Below are 19,191 nucleotides of genomic sequence, written 5' to 3'. Positions count from 1 at the left end.
GGGACCGGCGGACCTGAGTGTCCGCCGGTCCTTGCCGGTCCTGCCCGGTCCTTGTCCGGGCCTTCCCTGCCCGCACCGGCGCCGATTACTCGTGAGTAGTCCACGGCGGAGAGGTGACATCGACGACTTACTCACGCTTCTGCGGCCTGACACCGTTGGCAGTGTCACCGGCCGAAGGAGAGCGCGTGTGAACAAGGGCTACGGCGTATTCTGCGATGCCGACCGGCATTTCTACGACGCACCGCACCGGCTGCCGTCCACCGGTGGCACGGGCCACGAGGCCCTGTACGAGGCCGCCCGCCGGCCGACGCCCGCCGGCTGGCAGCGCCACCGCGCCGGCGACTGGCTGGCCTGGCGTCCGGTCGACTGCCAACTGCCGGCCCAGGGCTGGAAGATCCATGTGTCGGCCTGTCTCGACAACGCCGAATCGGTCCTGGACCGCGTCATGAGGTACTGCGTACCGCGCGACATCGCCTTCAAGTTCGTGCCGAGCCGCTATCTGCTGCACACCCGCAACGCCAAGTACGCGGACCGCGGCGCCAGCGGGAAGTTCATCACCGTGTATCCGGCCGACGACCGGCGGTGCGGGATCGTCGCCGCGGAACTGGATGCCCTGCTGGCGGGCGAGCCGGGACCGTACATCCTCAGCGATCTGCGCTGGGGCCGAGGCCCTGTCCATCTCCGCTACGGCAGCTTCACCCAGCGGAACTGCTACGACGCCGACGGCGAACTCCGCCCGGCCGTCGAGAACGCGGAGGGACGGCTCGTACCGGATCTGCGGGAACCGGTCTTCCGTATTCCCGAGTGGATCACTCCGCCGTCCTTTCTGCGTCCGCATCTCGAAGCGCGCAACGCCGTGTCCGTCGCAGACCTGCCTTACACGATCGAGCAGGCGCTGCACTTCTCCAACGGCGGCGGAGTCTATGCCGCACGCGACAGCAGGAGCGGCGAGAAGGTCGTCCTCAAAGAGGCCCGTCCGTACGCCGGGCTGGCCGCCGACGGCGCCGACGCCGTCACCCGGCTCAGGCGTGAACAGGACGCCCTGGAACGGCTGTCGGGGCTGGCCTGCACACCGGAGGTGCTGGACAGCTTCACTCTGGGCGGCCATCACTTCCTGGTGCTCCAGTTCATCGAGGGCAGACCGCTCAACACATTCTTCGCCCGGCGGCATCCGCTGATCGACGCCGATCCGGACGCGGCCCGCCTCGCCGAGTACACCGACTGGGCACTGCGGATCCACCGGCTGGTGGAGGAGGCCGTCGAGGCGGTACACGGGCGCGGTGTGGTCTTCAACGATCTGCATCTGTTCAACATCATGGTCTCCGAGGACGAGTCGTCCGTGGTGCTGCTCGACTTCGAGGCCGCGGCGCCCGCCGAGGTCAACGGACGCCAGACAGTGGCCAATCCGGCCTTTGTCGCACCGTCCGACCGGCGTGGCTTCGATGTCGACCGCTATGCCCTGGCCTGTCTGCGGCTGGCCCTGTTCATACCTCTGACCAGCCTCTTCACCGTCGACCGCGCCAAGGCCGCGCATCTCGCCGAGATCGTGGCGCGGCAGTTCCCGGTCGAGCGCGCGTTCCTCGACGAGGCCGTCGCCGAGTTGCTCCGCGATCCCGTGGGCGACCGGAAGACGGCCGCCGGTCCATGGGCCGCGGGAGACGGCCCCGTCGAGGGGCCCATGGCGGGCGAGAGCCGCGCCATGGGCCCCTATCTGCCGGCCGAGCCCGCCGACTGGCCACGGAGCCGGGACTCCATGGTGAACGCGATCCTCGCCTCGGCGTCGCCCGACCGCGAGGACCGCTTCTTCCCCGGTGACATCGCCCAGTTCGCCACGGCGGGCGGCGGTCTGTCGTTCGGCCACGGAACGGCCGGAGTGCTGTACGCGCTGGAGGAGAGCGGCGCGGGCCGGTGCGTTCCGGCGGAGGAGTGGCTGCTGCTGAGAACGAAGGAACCGGCCTCGGGCACACCGCTCGGTTTCTACGACGGTCTGGCCGGCCTCGCCTGGACACTGAACCGGCTCGGTCACACACAACGCGCCCTTGAATTGACCGAACTGACGCTCAGTCAGTCATGGGAGTCCCTGCCGCCCGGTCTGCACGGCGGGGCCGCCGGGCTGGGCCTCGCGCTGAGCGATCTCGCGGCGGCGTCCGGTGAATCGGCGCTGTACGACGCGGCGCTGCGCTGCGCCGAGTCGGCCGCCCGCGTGGTGTCGGGCGATCCGGCGCGGCCGGGCGCCGGGCTGTCCCGCGCGGGGCTGCTGTACGGCGCGTCGGGCATCGCACTGTTCTTCATCCGCCTCTATGAGCGCACCCGCGACACCGCGCTGCTCGACCTCGCGGCCGAGGCGCTCCGTCGCGATCTGGCCCGCTGCAGACACGGCGTGGGCGGCACCCTCCAGATCGACGAGGGATGGCGCACCATGCCGTATCTCGGGGCGGGCAGCGTGGGCATCGGTATGGTGCTGGACGACTATCTCGCACACCGCGCGGACGACACGTTCGAGCGGGCGCGCGGCGAGATCGTACGGGCGGCGCAGGCCACCTTCTACGCGCAGCCGGGCCTCTTCCGCGGCGCCGCGGGCATGGTGCTGTATCTCAGCCGCACCACGGCTCCGGGCCCCGGCACCGGACCGGCGGATGTACGGCGCCAGATGGACGCGCTGTCCTGGCACGCCATGACGTACCGAGGCCAACTGGCCTTTCCCGGTGAGCAGATGATGCGGCTGTCGATGGATCTGTCGACCGGCACGGCGGGCTGTCTGCTGGCGCTCGCCGCCGCCTCGCCCGGCCGTCCGGCCCAACTGCCCTTCCTCCCGCCGCTCCGGCGGCCCCAGAACCGGCTCCTGCCAGGAGCCGAAACAGAGCACACCGTCCCCATGAATGAGAGGTAGGACCATGACCCTTCTCGACCTGCAGTCGATGGAGACCCCGAAGGAAGAGGCCATCGGCGATGTGGAAACCGGGAGCCGCGCGAGTCTGCTGCTCTGCGGCGACAGCAGCCTGAGCCTCTTCACCTGTAACTGACGTCACTGACGTCACGGGTCCCGGGCGGTGCACCGCCCGGGATCCGGCCGGCGGCTGCCGGGCCGCCGATGGGCCCCGGACCGGAGGAGGATCCCGCCCCGATGGTTGTTCCACGCCCGGAACGGCGCCCGTCCCAGGGAGGCCGCGACCGCGACGCACCGCTCATGGCGACGCGGTCCGGCTCCCGTCCGCTGCCCGGCCCCCGTCCATTGTCCGGCCCTGGTCCGCTGTCGGGCCCTGGTCCGCTGATCGGCGCTGCCCGGCACAGCGCGGGCCTCACCACGGCGGTGTTCCTCTGCTCGGCCGCCTCGGCGGGCGCGTCCCTCGTCCTGCCCGCGGCCGTCGGCCGGACGCTGGATCTGCTGCTGGCCCGCGACGGCGGAGCCGGATTCTGGCTCCTTCTGTGCGCCGTCGCGATCATCGCGGAGGTGCTTCTCGATGCCCTGGTGGCTCTGGCGAGCGGTATGGCCAATGCCCGTTCGACCGCCTGGCTACGGCTCGGAGGGCTGACCAGGCTGCTCGCGGCGCCGCCCGAGCAGGGTTCCCGCTTCTCTCCCGGCGACACGGCGGCCAGGCTCTCCGCCAATGCCACCGAGGCCGCTGCCGCGCCGGTGACCGCCGCGTCCCTCGCGGCGTCGCTGCTGGCTCCGGCCGGCGCGACCGTCGCACTGCTCCTCATCGATCTCTGGACGGCCGTCGCCTTCCTCGTCGGTGTGCCCTTGCTCTTTCTGCTGCTGCGCGCCTTCACCCGCGACTCCTCCGACAGCATCGCGCGGTATCAGCGCGTGCAGTCCGAGATCGCGTCCCGGCTCGTCGAGGCGCTGGGCGGCGCGCGGACCATCGCCGCCGCCGGTACGACGGAGCGCGAGCTCGACCGTATCCTCGCGCCGCTGCCCGAACTGGACGTCCAGGGACGGCGTATGTGGCGCGTGCACGGCCGGGCCCTGGCCCGCAGCGGTGTCCTCATGCCGCTGCTGACCACCGGTGTACTGGCGGTCGGCGGCGCGCGGCTGGCCTCGGGCGCGATCAGCGTCGGCGAACTGCTGGCCGCCTCCCGGTACGCGGCGCTGGCAGCCGGTGTGGGCGCCACCGCCGGCTTTCTCGGCGCGCTGGTACGGAGCCGGTCCGCCGCCCGCAGAACCGCCGAGCTGCTGGACCTGCCCGCTCTGGCCTACGGCACCGAATCCCTGCCGCCTGACGGACCGGGCACGCTCCGGCTGTGCGGTGTACGCGTGGTGCGCGAGGGCCGTGCTCTGCTCTCCGGCGTGGATCTGGAGATCCCGGGAGGCATCTCGGCGGCCGTGGTGGGACGTTCGGGAGCGGGCAAGTCCCTGCTCGCCGCCGTCGCCGGGCGCCTCACCGATCCGGACGAGGGCTCCGTACTCCTCGACGGTGTGTCTCTGGCCGCCGTTGAGCATGGACAACTGCGCCGTGAGGTCGGCTATGCCTTCGAACGGCCCGCCCTCTGGGGCGACACAATCGGCGAGGCCCTGGCGTGCGGCGCCGAGCAGGTCTCCCAGGACCGGGTACGGGCGGCGGCCCGCGCAGCGGGCGCGGACACGTTCGTACAACTGCTCCCCCATGGGTACGACACACCGCCGCGCGAGGCTCCGCTGTCCGGCGGTGAGCTCCAACGGCTCGGTCTCGCACGGGCGTTCGCGCACGCGGGTCGGCTGCTGATCCTCGACGACGCGACCTCCAGCCTGGACACGGTCACCGAACGGCAGGTGGAACGCGCCCTGGCCCAGGACATCCGGGCGGGCACCCGGCTGATCATCGCCCACCGGCTCTCCTCGGCGGTCCGGGCGGATCTGGTGATCTGGCTGGAGGAGGGAAGGGTACGGGCGGTGGGACCGCACGCGGAGCTATGGCGGTTCGCGGCCTACCGCGAGGTCTTCGCGGCACCGGGTCCGGCGCCGGACCCGGGCCTTGTGCCGTACGGAGCCGGGCGTACGGCGGACGTCCCGATGGAACGGCCCGGCCGGTGACGGCGAAGGAAATGGCCGGCCGGGCTCTCGCCGAGGGCGGTGGCACACCGTACGAGGACCGAGGCACGCTGCGCCGGTTTCTGCCGCGTGGTCGCCGCTTTCTCTCGCGCAGAAAGGGAGTTCTGCTCAGACTCGCGGGCTGGTCCCTGCTGGAGTCCGCACAGACCTTTCTCGGCGGCTACTGCCTGGCGCGCGCCCTTGACCAGGGATTTCTGGCGGGCCGGACAGGCACCGGCCTGGTCTGGCTGGCCGTGGCCGCCACGGCGATCCTCGTCGGCGGCCCGCTCGTGCGCGGTGTCTTCGCCGAGCTGGCCTCGCTCGTGGAGCCCTTGCGGGACGCCCTGGTCCGCCGGGCGGTGACACAGTCACTGCGCCGGGCCGTGGCCGACCCGGCGCATCCGGACGGTGGCGCGGTCTCACGGCTCACCCATCAGACCGAGATCGTGCGGGACAGCTTCGCCGGTCTGGTGCTCACCGCCCGGTCCTTTGTGTTCACGCTGGTGGGAGCCATGGCCGGACTGCTGACACTCGCGCCGCTGTTCCTGCTCGTGGTCCTGCCGCCGCTGGCCCTGGGACTGCTGCTGTTCCTCGCCACGCTGCGCCCGATGGCCACCGCCCAGCGCGCGTTCCTGGACGCCGACGAGGCGCTCGCCGATCGCGTCGGCGCGGTCGGCGCCGGGCTGCGCGACATCGTGGCCTGCGGTACGGGAGCGGAGGTGGCGGACCGTACGGAACGGCTGATCGAAGCGGGCGCCCGCGCCTCGCGCGTCCTGGCACGGTGGGCGGCCGTCCGGGCGCTGGCGCTGGGAGTGGCCGGGCAGCTACCGGTGATCACGCTGCTGGCCGCCACTCCCTGGCTGCTGGGCCACGGAGTGACGGCGGGCGCCCTGCTGGGGGCGCTGGCCTATCTCGTCCAGGCGCTGCTGCCCGCCCTCCATACGCTGATGACGGCTCTGGGCACAGCTGGTACGAGATTGCTGGTGGTCCTGGATCGGTTCGAGGACCGCACGGCAGCTCCCGCGGCCATGGCGCCGGATCCCTCAGCGCAGCCGGTGGTCAAGGGCGGTGTCGCATCGACGCGGAGGCCCCAGCCCGCCGTGGAGATCCGCTCGGTGACGGTGGCGTACGCTCCCGGTGCGCCTCCCGTGCTCGACGGTCTCGATCTGACCGTGGAGCAGGGCGAACATCTGGCGGTCGTGGGACCGAGCGGTATCGGCAAGTCGACTCTCGCCGGCGTGATCGCGGGACTGCTCGTACCCGACCATGGGACCGTACTGCTGGCGGGCGAGCCCGTATCGGGCCCACGGACGAGCGAGCCGGCGCGACGCCGTGTACTGATACCGCAGCAGGCGTACATATTCACCGGCACCGTCCGCGACAATCTGCGGTATCTGCGTCCCGACGCGTCGTCCGCCGAGCTGACAGCGGCCGTCGACGCGCTGGACGCCGACGGACTCATCGGCCGGCTGGGCGGGCCGGACGCGACGGTCGAGCCCGCGAAGCTCTCGCAGGGCGAGCGCCAGTTGCTCGCCCTGTGCCGTGCCTATGTCTCCGCCGCGCCTCTGGTGATCCTGGACGAGGCCACCTGCCATCTCGATCCGGTCGCGGAGGCACGTGCGGAACGGGCTCTGGCCGAGCGTCCCGGCACGCTGATCGTGATCGCGCACCGGCTGTCGTCCGCGCGCCGCGCGGACCGTGTCCTCGTACTGGACGGGACCAGGCCCGCCTGCGGGACACATGAGGAGCTGCTGACCGGCTCGGCCCTCTACCGCGATCTGGCAGGCCACTGGTGATCCGGCGGCCCGCTGCCCGGTGGCCCGCTGCCCGCGGTCCGCCGGTCGGCGCGGTCAGAGCCAGCCGGCGCCCTGGGATATACGGACCGCGTCCAGGCGGTTGCGTCCGCCGACCTTCCGTATCGCGGCGGCCAGATAGTTGCGTATCGTCCCTTTGGACAGATGCAGGGACCGCGCGATTTCATCGATCGGCGCGCCCTCCGCCGCCATCGCGAGAACACTGAGTTCGCGTGGCGTCAACGGCATCTTCGCGGCCTGGAGAAAATCGAAAGCAAGCGATTCGTCGATGAATCGCTCACCTCTGGCCACTCTGTGGATGGCCTCGACCAATCGTCGAGGCTCACCGTCCTTGTTGACATATCCGAGAGCGCCCGCGTCAAAAGCTTTGCGTAAAGCTCCCGGCTTCCTCACGGTGGCGAGAACCAGCAGACCAGGCCCATGGCCCAGGTCACCGTAGGCGGACGCCGTCTTGCCGGTATGGCCCGGAGAATGTCCTGGAGAATCCAGACAGTCGATATCGGCCACAAACACATGCGGCGGCGTTACGTATGTTCCATGAAATGACATACACCCGGGCGCCGACGACACATCGAGTGTCGTATCGGCCCGCAACAGCGCCACCAGGGCCGAGCGGAACAGACTCACATGGTGCACCACATGGACCCGGATCATGTCCTGCCTCCTCTTGATGTCATCGCCCACACCACAATGCCCGGCGAAAGCGGTCAGGAACGCGAAATTCGTCAGTAAGGGAGGCACTTTCCGATGCACGCCGAGCACCCGCGTGCAGCAGTGCGCCACCGCGCGCGCCCGGCGGGACCGCGTAAGGGCTTACCCGGCTCGACGGAGGCTCCGCCGAGCGCCAGGCGCACGGTCCCCGGCCGATGGACCCTGGTCGGCGCCGGTAGGCCCCGGCGAACCACAAGGCCGACCGCCCCATGAGGGCCGGACCGCCCCCGCGCGCCCTCCATATACTCCGCTTATTCCGTTTCGCCGGGAAAGGAGGAAAATAGTAGGAGAGAGTCCCCCTTGGAGGCGAAGCGATGACACAGACCCGCTACACCCAGGACCACGGGCTGACCACCCGCATGGTGACCACCATGTTCCTGATCGGCCTGCTGTATGTGGTCCTGGTCGGTGTGCTGCTCGCGGTGCTGGGCAAGTTCTGGCCCGTCATCCTGATCGTCGCCGGTGCGCTGTTCATCGCGCAGTTCTGGTTCAGCGACCGGATCGCGGCCTTCGGTATGGGCGCGCGCGAGGTCACGCCCGAGCAGGCGCCCGAGCTGCACGGCGCCGTCGACCGGATCTGCGCCCTGGCCGATATGCCCAAGCCACGGGTGGCGATCTCGCAGAGCGACATCCCGAACGCCTTCGCCACCGGCCGCAGTGAGCGCAGCGCCCTGGTCTGCGCCACCACCGGACTGCTGCGCAGACTGGAGCCGGAGGAGCTGGAAGGCGTCCTGGCGCACGAGATGTCCCATGTCGCCCACCGCGATGTGGCGGTCATGACGATCGCCTCGTTCCTGGGCGTGATGGCAGGTCTGATCACCCGTTTCGCGCTCTACAGCGGACTGTCGAACAGTGCCAGGAACGCAGGACCGGCAGGTCTGGCGGTCATGGTCATTCCGCTGGTCAGCTCGGTGGTCTATGTGATCGGCTTTCTGCTGACCCGGCTGCTCTCGCGCTACCGGGAGCTGTCCGCCGACCGTGCCGCCGCGCTGCTCACCGGCCGTCCGTCGGCGCTCGCCTCGGCCCTGACCAAGGTGAGCGGGCAGATGGCGCGGATACCGACGCGGGATCTGCGGAAGGCCGAGCCGTACAACGCCTTCTACTTCGTCCCGGCGTTCTCCTCGAAGGAGAGCCTGAGCCGGCTGTTCTCCTCGCACCCGACTCTGGAACAGCGTCTGGAGCAGCTCGCCCGGCTGTCCGCCGAACTCGCCCGCCCGTGAGCGACCCGCCCGCCCGTGAGCGACCGTACCGGTACGACTGGTACCGACCCGTACGTTTGTACCGACCCGAGCAGCGAGGAGCTGGTCCCGTGGGTCTTCTCGCCACCATCCTCGGCCGGAGCAAGCCCGTCCGTCCCGATCTCGACCAGCTCTTCGCCCTCCCGTCCGCCGCACTCACTCTCCAGGCCGGCGCCGGATTCGTACCCACCGGTCTGGGTTCCGTCTGTTTCGCGGGCGTCGAGGGCGGCGGCTTCGCGCGGATCAGACAGGACGTACGGGAGCTGCTCGACGCGGACTCGGGACGGGCCGGTCACCCGGTGGAGTTCAGCCAGGACTCGTACGGCTACACCTGGCTGCTCGCCCGGCAGCCGCCCGACGACACGGCCGCGCTGGTCAACGATCTGCACGCGGTCAATACGCTGCTGGAGGAGGGCGGCTTCGGCCCGCAGCTCCTCTGCTCGCTGATGAGCTTCCGGGACTCGGAGCAGCGGCCTCTCGGGCTCGTCTATCTCTACAAGCGCGGCACCTTCTATCCCTTCGCTCCCCTGCCCGGCAGCGGCGAGAAACGGGACAACCAGCGGGAGCTCCAGGTGCGGGCCCTGCTCGGCGACGATCTGCGGATCGAACCCGATCTGGCCCGCTGGTTCCCCGTCTGGGGCGCGCCCGGCCTATGACCGCCCGCGCGCCGACCGCCCGCGCACCGATACCGCGACAGCCGCGCCGCCAGACGATCGGAGGCGCGGCTGTCGCCTGAAGCACCGGGCCGTTACGGCTTGGGCAGGGCGCAGCCCGCGCGGCTCAGGTCGATCTTGTTGCCCGTGCCGACGCACGGCACGATGCCATAGGTCTCCTGGGCGTAGTTGATGCCCTGACGCACCGTCACCGTGCCGTTCTGATCCACCTCGCACGGATTGTTGAGTGTGCACCGGCCGCCGGACTCGTTGCCGGTGTTGTTGACGGCGACGACCTTGCCGGTGACATTGTCGATCACGGGCGAGCCCGAGGTGCCACCGATGGTGTTGCAGGCGGAGGTGTACCGGACCGAGTCCTTCCAGGTCCAGTCGGCCTCCTTCAACTGGTAGGCGAAACCGTCGACATTGCAGCTGTAGATGCGCTTCCAGTAGCCGGAGACCACCTTGATAGCACTGCCCTGGACCGGACGTACGGTGTTCAGTTCCAGCGCCGTTATCCCGTACGAGCTCTGGATCTGGGCATAGGTGCTGGTGAGCTGGTACAGCGAGATGTCGGTGTCGGTCATCGTCGCGTACGCGATCTTGCTGGCGCGCAGGGTCGCGACGCTGCTGCCCGCGGAGTTCAGCAGACTGAAGGTACGGGTGGAGGCCCGGTCCACGACGACCTGGCCGGGGCCGAGGAAGCCGGTCTCCAGACAGTGGCCGTTGGACAGGACCAGGGCCGGATCACCGGGCTGCGATCCCGGCGTACGGACCACGGAGCCCGAGCAGTTGCTGAGTGCCACCGTTCCCGCGAAGTCGACCGCCTTGACCTTGACTTGGGGCGTGGTGCTGTTCGTGGCAGTCGTCGTCGGCGCCACCGTGTCATGGCTCGCGGCCATCACCGGTGCCGTACCCGCTCCGAGGAGCAGGACGGCGAGGAGCGCGCCGAGGAGAGGCTTCTTCATGTGGGGGTCCCCTCTGTGACCGAAGTGCCTTCGGTTTTGTCATGCGCATTGTGGATGCGAGGACGGAGGCGGGCAACCACGCCTCAGGGAGCGACAGTTGTCTCCTCCGAGGTCCAGTCGGCGGCCTGATCGCTGAGCGAGAGACCCAGTCCCGGACGGCTCGGCACGATCATCCGGCCCTCGCGCAGTTCGAGGCGTTCGTTGAACAGCGGCTCCAGCCACTCGAAGTGCTCGACCCAGGTGGCACGCGGATAGGCGGCGGCGAGATGGAGATGGATCTCCATCGCGAAGTGAGGCGCCATACCGAGGCTCTTGTGGTCGGCGAGCGCCATGATCTGGAGGAACGGAGTGATCCCGCCGACCCGAGGCGCGTCGGGCTGGATGAAGTCGGTGGCCCCGGACATGATCAGACCGGTGTGTTCGGCGACGCTGGTGAGCATCTCGCCGGTGGCCACAGGCGTGTCCAGACTCGCGGCGAGTGCCGCGTGTCCTTCCGCGTCATAGGCGTCCAGCGGCTCCTCGATCCAGGTGAGTCCGAATCCCTCCAGGGCGCGGCCCATCCGGGCGGCGGTGGTGCGGTCCCACTGCTGGTTCGCGTCGACCATCAACGGCACATCGTCGCCGAGGTGTTCCCGTACGGCCTCGACGCGCCCGAGATCCGTCCTACTGTCCGGCTGGCCCACCTTGATCTTGATACCGCCGATGCCCCGCGCCAGCGCGAGGCCCGCGTTCTCCAGCACCTGGTCGAGAGGCATGGAGAGAAAACCGCCGGAGGTGTTGTAGCAGCGTACGGAGTCACGGTGCGCGCCCAGCAGCTTGGCCAGCGGCAGTCCCGCCCGGCGGGCCTTCAGATCCCACAGTGCGATATCGAAGGCGGCGATGGCCTGGGTGGTCAGCCCGCTGCGGCCCATCGACGCGCCCGCCCAGACCAGCTTCTGCCAGAGCCGGCCGGTGTCGCTGGGATCCTCGCCGATCAGTTCGGGAGCTATCTCCCGGGCATGGGCGTACAGTCCGGGACCGCCCGCCCGCTTGGAGTAGCTGAAGCCGATGCCCTCGTGGCCGCCTTCGGTGGCGATCTCGGCGAAGAGGAACGCGATCTCGGTCAGCGGTTTCTGACGTCCTGTCAGTACTTTGGCGTCGCTGATCGGCGCATGCAGCGGCAGCCGTACAAGCGAGAGACGGACGGCGGAGATACGGTCGAGCGTCGCCTCACCGGGCGCCAGGGCGAACGGCTTGGCGGAGGAGGGCTGGAGGGCGGATGTCATAACAGGGCTCCTTCGAACTACGCGCGTAATACGTCGCATTACGGTGTCGCGTACGGGCCGTCGGGATGAGGGCGGCCGACCGTACGGCTGGGCCGACGGCCGCGCCCTGCGTAGTTCAGTCCGCCGAGCCCGGTACGGCGACGATCAGAGCCCTGCCCTTCGACCGACCCGTCCACGCCTCGGCGCCTCGGCCCTGTCCGCCCGGGCGGATCCGTCATGGAAAACGCCGCTGCCGGTCCCACGCCGGGACCGGCAGCGGCGCATGAGCGAGGAGGCAGGCGCCGACTCCGTATCGCCCGAACCGCCGGAACCGTCGCAGTCCGGCGGAGTCCGTCGGTCAGAGTCCGCCGGTGTGGAGCAGACGGTTGGGCGAACCCTTGCTGATGGGCGAGAGCACATTCTTGCTGGACTGCCCGGCGAGCCAGAGCGCGATGTCCTTCGGGCTCGCGTCCGGGTGCTTCTCCTTGTAGAGCGCGGCGACGCCGGCGACATGCGGGCTCGCCATGGAGGTACCGCTCTGTGCGACGGAGCCTCCACCGAGTCTGGCCGAGACGATGGCGGCGCCAGGAGCGTAAGTCTACACGCATTCACCGTAGTTGCTGAACTCGGTCTCGCGGTCCTGTCTGTCCGTCGCGCCCACGGTGACCACCTGCTCGGCGCCCGCCGGCGAGACAGCGCAGGCATCCGCGGACTCATTGCCCGCCGCGACGACGGGCAGGACGCCTCGGGCCGCGATCGCGTCGGCCGCGTCATCGACCGCCTTGGACGAAGGCCCGCCCAGGGACACGTTGAGTACCGCGGGCTGCTTGGCGTTCTTGGCGATCCAGTCGAGTCCGGCGAGGATACCGGCCCAGGTGCCATGGCCCCGGCAGTCGAGTACGCGTACGGCGACCAGCGAGACCGCCCGGGCCACACCATGGATCGTTCCGCCCGTGGTGCCCGCCACATGAGTGCCGTGACCGTTGCAGTCCTGGCCCTCGCGCCGGTCGGGGACGGCATCGAAGCCAACGGTGGCGCGGCCACCGAACTCACTGTTCGCGGTCTCGATCCCGGTGTCCACGACATAGGCCGTGACGCCCTTGCCCGTGCCGGTCACGGTGAACTCGTTGTCGAGCGGCAGGCTCCGCTGGTCGATCCGGTCCAGTCCCCAGCTCGCGACGGCGCCTCCGGTCCGTCCGGGATCGGGCCCGGTCACGGGCGGACCGACCGCGACCCGGCCGTTCTCCTCGACCGCCGCGACCCCGGGAAGCGCCCGCACCGCGTCGAGCTGGGACGAGGTGAGGACGGCGGCGAATCCGCGCAGAGTGGTCTCGTACGTGAAGAGCGGATCGAGCCCGAGCCGCTGTACCGCGTCGGCCGGCGAGAGCGTGGGCTTCAGCGTGACGATGTACTGGTGCGGGACCGCCCGGGCGGAACGTTCCACCGGAACATGGTCCTCACGGGGCCCGGCCTTGGCGTCGGTACCGCTGAGCAGAGGGACGAGCAGCAGAAGGGCGGCCGGTGCCCAGCGCGTGCGCAGACGCATGCGTTCTCCTTGGAATGACGGATTCGGTCGCGGACAGAAGCGAAAGGGCCTACGGAGTCGACAGAGCTGTACGCGATGTATGAAAACCCGTCCTTCACGGAGGAAAACGCGTCCTTCGGCCACGACACACGCGCCGCTCGAACGACGTCGGCCGAATGGCGCAGCAGGCCGCGCGACCGAGGGCCGCGCGACCGGTGACTGTACGGATCAGGCGACAGGGAGCGCCTGTTCGGCCCAGATGGCCTTGCCGGTGGGAATCTGGCGCGTGCCCCAGCGCTCGCTGAGCTGAGCCACCAGCAGCAGTCCCCGTCCGCCTTCGTCAAAGACCCGGGCCCGGCGCATATGCGGAGCGGTGGTGCTGCTGTCGGAGACCTCACAGATCAAGGTGCGATCGCGGATCAGCCGTAGCTGGACAGGGCCGCCGGCGTGCAGGATGGCGTTGGTGAACAGCTCGCTGACCACCAGCTCCGTACTGAAGGTCAGTTCCTCAAGGCCCCAGGAGACGAGCTGGCCCGTCACCCGTTCCCGGGCGTCGGCGACCAGCGACGGCTCGGCCGGCAGCTCCCAGGTGGCGACCTGGCCGTCGTCAAGCGCATGGGTGCGTGCGACGAGAAGAGCGACGTCATCGACGGGACGTGTGGAGAACAGGGACCGCAGCACGGAGTCGCAGATGGACTCCAGCGATGCGGCGGGTGTGCTCAGGATGTCGCAGAGCACCTCGATGCCGGAGCCGACGTCATGCTCACGGGACTGGATCAGTCCATCGGTGTAGAGGGCCAGCAGGCTGCCCTCCGGGATCTCGAACTCCACTGATTCGAAGGGCAGATCGCCCAGGCCCAGCGGCGGACCGGCCGGCAGCCGGACCACCTCCACCGTGCCGTCGGGCTTGGCGAGTACGGGCGGCGGATGGCCGGCGCGCGCCGCGCAGCAGCGGCGGGACACCGGATCGTAGACGGCGTAGAGACAACTCGCGCCGACATAGGCGTCGTCGGCCGCGGTGTCGGCGTTCTCCGTCGCGCCGACGTTCTCCGAGGCGAGCCGTACGACCACATCGTCAAGATGGGTGAAGAGCTCGTCCGGCGGCAGGTCCATGTCCGCGAGCGTGCGCACGGCGGTACGCAGCCGGCCCATGGTGGCGGACGCGTGGATGCCGTGGCCGACGACATCGCCCACCACCAGGGCGACCCGGGAACCGGAGAGCGGAATGACATCGAACCAGTCGCCGCCCACGCCGTACTCGGAGTCGGCGGGCCGGTAGCGGGTGGCGACCTCCACGGCCGACTGCGGTGGCAGTCCGCGTGGCAGCAGACTGCGTTGCAGGGTGACGGCGGTGCTGCGCTCGCGTGTGAACCGCCGTGCGTTGTCGATACAGACGGCGGCACGGGCCGCGAGCTGCTCGGCGAGCAGCAGATCCTCCTCGGTGAAGGCCTCCGGGTTGACGCTGCGGCAGAACAGGGCCGCGCCCAGGATGTTTCCGCGAGCCACCAGAGGCGCCGCGATGAGCGACTGGACGCCGTAGCGCGGGCAGTTGGCGGCCCGCCTCGGGTCGCGCGTCATCCACCGGGTGTATTCGGTGTCCCAGGGCCCGGTGAGAACGGCCCGGCCGGTGGTCAGACAGCGGGCGGGCGGCGAGTACTCGGGATAGTTGTCCACCTCGCCGACGGCCACGGCGGCCTCGGGCACATCGGGCCGGTGGGCGGACTGGTGCGCGACGCGGCGCAGCCGTACATCACCGGTGAGCGGATCGGGCGTCGGCTCGTCACCGCGCAGTACGGAGTCCAGCAGATCGACGCTGATGAAGTCGGCGAACCGGGGCAGCGGTGTGCTCGCCAGCTCCTCGGCGGTACGGGTCACATCCAGAGTGGTGCCGATCCGCAGGCCCGCCTCGTTGAGCAGGGCGAGTCCCTCGCGGGCCCGGTACTCCTCACTGATCTCGAGCCCGGCCACGGCGACGGCCAGGACCTGTCCGTACTCATCGGTGAGCGGCGAGAGCGATACGGTCCAGGCGCGCTCATGGTGCTCGCCCGCCGCGCGGCGGAAGGTCAGCGCGGTCTCGGGCTCGCCGGTGCGCAGTGCCCGTCGCATGGGCCTCTCGACCTCTGCGTCCACTCGGTTCTCCGTCAGGAATCCGGAACGTCGTCCGCGCATTTCTTCCTCCGTGAGGCCGACGATCCGGCACATTTCATGGTTGGCGCGGAGCAGCCGGAGATCCACGTCGTGGATCGCCATCGGAAGCACCGCCTGGGCGAATGACCGCTCCGTCAGATCGGCGTCGCGAGCGGCACCGGGCTCCGCCACGGTCGCCAGCAGCCACTGGCCGGCCCCACCGCCGCCACCGGTCCCACCGCCGTTGCCGTCGCGGTCGCCGAGAGGGCAGGCCAGCAGATCCACGTCCATGGGACCGCCGTCCCGGTGGCGTACCGCGATCCGGCCGCTCCACAGCTCCTGGCGGGCCAGCGACCGCCATCCGGAGGCGGGCAGAGTGCCCTGGAGAAGTCCCTCGGCCTTGTGTCCCACGATCTCGACGGGCGCGTAGCCGAGCATCTGCTCGGCGGCGGTGCTCCAGCGGATGACGACGCCGCGCGCGTCGACCGTCGCCGTAGCCCACCTGACGCCACCGCCGGACCCGGCCGGCGCCTCCCCGGTGGCCGTGCCACGCGTGTCATCCATTCCGATCTCAACTTTCGGACAATTTTCTTACTCTTCACATAGAGGACTTTTACTCCTTCGCATCTGATATTCCCTTCATGGGAGACGTCATGCGTGGCGGTGCCATCCATCGGCGGCCGGACAGGGCCCGGCCGTCCATATGGCCAGGCACCACCGCTCCGGCGGATTGATGGTGGTCCGGCCCGTGCTCCACGGTGTGCGAGCCGCCCTACTCTCCGTACCCACAAGAGGGGGACGCCTCGAAGGAGCCGCCATGCATCGAACCCGCACACGAAACCTCTTCTCCGTCGGACTGCTGCTTGCGCTGCTGGTCACTCTGCTCGGCGTGGGCGGGCCCGGGTTCGTGCCCGTGGCGCGGGCCGCGTCACTCACCGAAGTCACCGGTTTCGGTTCGAACCCGGGAAATCTGCGGATGTTCCGCTATGTGCCGGACGGTCTGCCCGCGGGCCGCCCGCTTGTCGTGGCGATGCACGGCTGCACCCAGTCGGCCGCCGCGTACGACACGGAGACCGGCTGGACCAAGTGGGCCGACCAGTGGGGCTTCGCGCTGCTGCTGCCGCAGCAGCAGTCCGGGAACAATCTCAACTCCTGCTTCAACTGGTTCGAGTCCGGGGACATCGGGCGGGGCGCGGGCGAAGCCCTGTCGGTCAAACAGATGACGGACCGGATGAAGACCGATCTGGGCAGCGACCCGGCCCGGGTGTACGCGACCGGGCTCTCCGCGGGCGCCGCGATGACCAATGTGGTGCTCGCCGCCTATCCGGATGTCTTCGCCGCCGGAGCGCCGGTGGCGGGACTGCCCTATGCCTGCGCGACCAGTGTGCTGGCCGCCTACACCTGTATGAATCCGGGGACGAATCTGACACCGGCCGCCTGGGCGGACAAGGTCCGTGGCGCGTATCCCGGTTACACCGGGCGCAGGCCGTCGGTCTCGGTCTGGCAGGGCACCGGTGACACAACGGTCGTGCCCGCCAATATGAGGGAGACCGTGGAGCAGTGGACCGCCGTCCACGGCACGGACGCCACGGCCGACACCAACGACACCGTGGCCGGCTATCCGCACGCGGTGTACCGCGACGGCGCGGGACGGGCCGTGGTGGAGACGTACTCGCTCACCGGCATGGGACACGGCCAGCCGGTCGACCCGGGCACGGGAGCGGAGCAGTGCGGCACCGCGGGCGCGTACATCCTTGATGTGAACCTCTGCGCCTCGTACCGCATCGGACAGTTCTGGGGTCTGGACGGCGGCGCCGGAACGCCCGAGGAGCCGGGAGAGCCCGGTGGAGAAGAGCCTCCGAGCACCGCGGTGTTTCCGAGTGTGGCCGCGGACGACGGCTATGTGAAGGCGTCGGCGAGCGGCGGTGGTCCGGTGGTCGGCACGCTCGAAGGCAGCCTCGGTGTGGCGGTCGGCCGAGGGACGGACGGGCTGCACAACCGCGCGCTCTTCTCGTTCGACACCTCGTCCCTGCCGGACGGCGCGACGGTGAAGCGTGCGTATGTGACGGTGGCGCGCGCCAGTGGCAGCGGTGATCCGTGGGCGGCGGGCAACCGGCTGGTGCTGGATGTCAGGAGCGGATGCTTCGGTGCCACCTGCGCGACGGGTACGGACGACTGGGCCGCCGCGGCCTCGGTGAGTGAGGCGGCGGAGTTCGGTGCCTTCTCCTCGGGAACGAAGGCGTCCGGCGACTTCACCGCGGTGAACCGTACGGGCGTCACCCAGGCGCGGCTGCGGCTGGTCAACGCGCCGGCGTCGACGGCGTACATCTTCCTGAGGTCGGGAGCCGACGCGACGCTGACGGTGGAGTGGGAGTAGCGGCCACTACGCAACATTGCACAGCACCCCATCGCACCGCGTCACGTAACACAACGCAGCACAGCACAGCACCAAGCACGCGGTGGCGCGGCCGAGGCGGTATTCCGGCCGCGCCACCGCGGATCAGCGATTGACCAGTTCCATATAGCGGTCCCAGTTCCAGTACCGCCCGGGATCGGTGTGCGTGGCGCCCGGGACCTCGCTGTGCGCGATGATGTGGCCGCGGTCCTTCGGTACGCCGTACCGGTCGCAGACGGCGGCGGTCAGCGCCGCGGACGACTCGTACATCGCGCCGGTGAAGTACTCGGGCCGGTCCACCCAGCCCTCGTGCTCGATTCCGACACTGCGGGTGTTATAGTCCCAGTTGCCGGCGTGCCAGGCGATGTCCTTCTCCCGCACGAACTGGCCGACGTATCCGTCCGCCGAGGCGACCATATAGTGCGCGGAGACCTTCTTGGCCGGGTTCTGGAAGATCTTCCTGGCGTTCTGGAAGGACACCTGTGTCACATGGATGATGACGAACTCGACCGGATACTCCGAAGGGCGGCTGGACGCCGTGTAGTTGGAGGGACTGGCCGGGATCCAGTCCGGGACGGGACGGACGGTACCGCGCTGTTCACCGGCCCGCGCGACGGCGGAGGCCGTGGCGACCGCGAGAGACGTGGCGCCGAGATACGCGCCTGCGCGCAGTAACGTACGGCGCGACGGGCCGGATTCGTCGGTTTCCATGGGGAACTCCCGTGTTTTCCATAGCCGTGCGGGTGGTGACGCGCGTAGCGCCGTCGGTCCCATGCGCCCGTCGGACAGCGGGCGTTGGCGGTGCGTGCAGCGTACCCGGACACCGGAGCACCGTCCTTCCACCGACACGCGTGTCACCCGTTCGTGGAAGACCATCCGTCCGCGCATAAAAACTTGGCGAACGCTTCCATACTTGGGCCCAGCCCTGACAGCACTGAGCCAGGAACGGTGAAAGCGATGAACTCCCCCAGCGTGACCAGCTTCTACCCGGTGATCTGCAGCGAGCATCTCGCCGAGTCCCTGGAGTTCTACACCACTCTGTTCGGTTTCGAGAAGACATTCCAGTCGGACTGGTATGTGAGTCTGCGCCGGCCCGAGCCGCCGTACTACGAGCTGGCGCTGCTCGACGCGGACCATCCCACCATGCCGGAGGCGTATCGCAGGCCCGCACAGGGGCTGTTGCTCAATCTCGAAGTGGACGATGTCGACGCGGAGCACGCGCGGCTCGTGGACGGCGCCGGGCTGACGCCCGTACTGCCACTGCGCAGCGAGGACTTCGGACAGCGGCACTTCATCGTCGCCGATCCCGACGGTGTGCTGGTCGACATCATCACGCCGATCAAGCCGTCCCCGGAGTTCGCCGACGCCTTCGGCGGACCGGCCGGTGGACCGGCCGACGGCGGGTGAGCTTGTCCCTGAGCGTATGTCCGGGCCGGGGACCTTCATCGGTCTCCGGCCCGGACCGCTCCCGCGGTCAACGGGGGATTCCGCGGTCTTGGGGCCCGTGG

13 protein-coding genes and 1 pseudogene are annotated in these 19,191 nt (G+C 69.7%); 8 read left to right on the top strand and 6 right to left on the bottom strand.

Annotation, left to right across the window (positions count from 1 at the left end):
• Window positions 1–187: 187 nt before the first annotated feature.
• The 4 genes from lanKC to ACFV6H_RS31615 all read left to right on the top strand — a co-directional run bounded on the left by lanKC (window position 188) and on the right by ACFV6H_RS31615 (window position 6,804).
• Window positions 188–2,890 carry a class III lanthionine synthetase LanKC gene (gene lanKC / locus ACFV6H_RS31630; RefSeq protein WP_385549145.1) on the top strand — a complete coding sequence of 901 codons (2,703 nt, stop codon included), beginning with the start codon at window positions 188–190 and terminating at the stop codon, window positions 2,888–2,890.
• Window positions 2,891–2,894: 4 nt separating this feature from the next.
• Window positions 2,895–3,023 (top strand): SapB/AmfS family lanthipeptide, encoded by a 129-nt coding sequence (locus ACFV6H_RS31625; RefSeq protein ID WP_384790203.1) that lies wholly within the window; start codon window positions 2,895–2,897, stop codon window positions 3,021–3,023.
• Window positions 3,024–3,187: 164 nt separating this feature from the next.
• Window positions 3,188–5,011: an ABC transporter ATP-binding protein gene (locus ACFV6H_RS31620; RefSeq protein WP_385549140.1), complete on the top strand. Its 1,824-nt coding sequence runs from the start codon at window positions 3,188–3,190 to the stop codon at window positions 5,009–5,011.
• Window positions 5,012–5,022: 11 nt separating this feature from the next.
• Entirely contained in the window at window positions 5,023–6,804 is a 1,782-nt protein-coding gene (locus tag ACFV6H_RS31615) for an ATP-binding cassette domain-containing protein (RefSeq protein ID WP_385549282.1), read from the top strand.
• 54 nt (window positions 6,805–6,858) lie between these two features.
• Here the strand turns inward: ACFV6H_RS31615 and ACFV6H_RS31610 are convergent, their stop codons facing one another.
• Entirely contained in the window at window positions 6,859–7,476 is a 618-nt protein-coding gene (locus ACFV6H_RS31610) for a LuxR C-terminal-related transcriptional regulator (protein WP_385549137.1), read from the bottom strand.
• A gap of 371 nt (window positions 7,477–7,847) precedes the next feature.
• On the opposite strand from ACFV6H_RS31610, the gene htpX reads away from it, so the two are divergent.
• Both htpX and ACFV6H_RS31600 read left to right on the top strand, forming a co-directional pair.
• Complete coding sequence (htpX, locus tag ACFV6H_RS31605) at window positions 7,848–8,753, top strand: zinc metalloprotease HtpX (protein WP_384790194.1); 906 nt, start codon at window positions 7,848–7,850, stop codon at window positions 8,751–8,753.
• A gap of 89 nt (window positions 8,754–8,842) precedes the next feature.
• On the top strand, window positions 8,843–9,427 hold the full coding sequence (locus ACFV6H_RS31600; protein WP_385549133.1) for a hypothetical protein: 585 nt from the start codon (window positions 8,843–8,845) through the stop codon (window positions 9,425–9,427).
• A gap of 92 nt (window positions 9,428–9,519) precedes the next feature.
• Here ACFV6H_RS31600 and ACFV6H_RS31595 read toward each other — a convergent pair whose 3' ends face one another.
• The 4 genes and pseudogenes from ACFV6H_RS31595 to ACFV6H_RS31580 all read right to left on the bottom strand — a co-directional run bounded on the left by ACFV6H_RS31595 (window position 9,520) and on the right by ACFV6H_RS31580 (window position 15,852).
• Window positions 9,520–10,392 (bottom strand): serine protease, encoded by an 873-nt coding sequence (locus ACFV6H_RS31595; protein ID WP_384987285.1) that lies wholly within the window; start codon window positions 10,390–10,392, stop codon window positions 9,520–9,522.
• Window positions 10,393–10,475: 83 nt separating this feature from the next.
• Entirely contained in the window at window positions 10,476–11,657 is a 1,182-nt protein-coding gene (locus ACFV6H_RS31590; RefSeq protein ID WP_384987286.1) for a mandelate racemase/muconate lactonizing enzyme family protein, read from the bottom strand.
• Window positions 11,658–11,994: 337 nt separating this feature from the next.
• Window positions 11,995–13,182: pseudogene (locus ACFV6H_RS31585) on the bottom strand (S8 family peptidase).
• 207 nt (window positions 13,183–13,389) lie between these two features.
• On the bottom strand, window positions 13,390–15,852 hold the full coding sequence (locus ACFV6H_RS31580; protein ID WP_385549128.1) for a SpoIIE family protein phosphatase: 2,463 nt from the start codon (window positions 15,850–15,852) through the stop codon (window positions 13,390–13,392).
• A gap of 253 nt (window positions 15,853–16,105) precedes the next feature.
• Between ACFV6H_RS31580 and ACFV6H_RS31575 the strand changes: the two genes are divergently transcribed.
• Window positions 16,106–17,665, top strand: a complete 1,560-nt coding sequence (locus ACFV6H_RS31575; protein WP_385549125.1) for an alpha/beta hydrolase family esterase — start codon at window positions 16,106–16,108, stop codon at window positions 17,663–17,665.
• A 123-nt stretch (window positions 17,666–17,788) separates the two neighbouring features.
• Here ACFV6H_RS31575 and ACFV6H_RS31570 read toward each other — a convergent pair whose 3' ends face one another.
• A complete protein-coding gene (locus ACFV6H_RS31570; protein ID WP_385549122.1) occupies window positions 17,789–18,394 on the bottom strand; it encodes an N-acetylmuramoyl-L-alanine amidase in 606 nt (201 codons plus the stop codon).
• Window positions 18,395–18,640: 246 nt separating this feature from the next.
• Here ACFV6H_RS31570 and ACFV6H_RS31565 point away from each other — a divergent pair, with 246 nt between their 5' ends.
• Window positions 18,641–19,090, top strand: a complete 450-nt coding sequence (locus tag ACFV6H_RS31565) for a VOC family protein (protein ID WP_385549119.1) — start codon at window positions 18,641–18,643, stop codon at window positions 19,088–19,090.
• Window positions 19,091–19,191: the final 101 nt, after the last annotated feature.

The organism is Streptomyces sp. NPDC059743, from assembly GCF_042732975.1.
Taxonomy (GTDB): Bacteria; Actinomycetota; Actinomycetes; order Streptomycetales; family Streptomycetaceae; genus Streptomyces.
Note: the sequence above shows the minus strand (reverse complement) of the source record. Positions and strands in the feature narration are given on the sequence as shown.